1 pseudogene is annotated in these 231 nt (G+C 68.0%); it reads right to left on the bottom strand.

The window, feature by feature from the left end:
* A pseudogene (locus SB751_RS35795) lies at positions 1-231 on the bottom strand (feruloyl-CoA synthase); the annotation flags it as partial.

Below are 231 nucleotides of genomic sequence, written 5' to 3'. Positions count from 1 at the left end.
CAGCCAGTCCACCAGCACCGGCGGCTCTTCACCGAACACCGGGAAGGTCTGCAACAGCATCTGCTGGTTGGCGCAGAGCATGCGCTGGGTGGTGATCACCGCCTTGGGCAGCTTGGTCGAGCCCGAGGTGAAGAGAAACTTGGCGATGCTGTCCGGGCCGGTGGCGGCAAAGGCCGCATCGGCCTCGGCAGCACCGGGCTCGGCCAGCAGGCTGGCGAAGCTCGCCTGGCG

It is taken from the genome of Cupriavidus sp. SIMBA_020, assembly GCF_046535395.1.
In the GTDB taxonomy this organism is placed as follows: Bacteria; Pseudomonadota; Gammaproteobacteria; order Burkholderiales; family Burkholderiaceae; genus Cupriavidus; species Cupriavidus campinensis.
The sequence above is the reverse complement of the archived record's forward strand: the minus strand, read 5'-3'. Positions and strand labels throughout refer to the sequence as shown.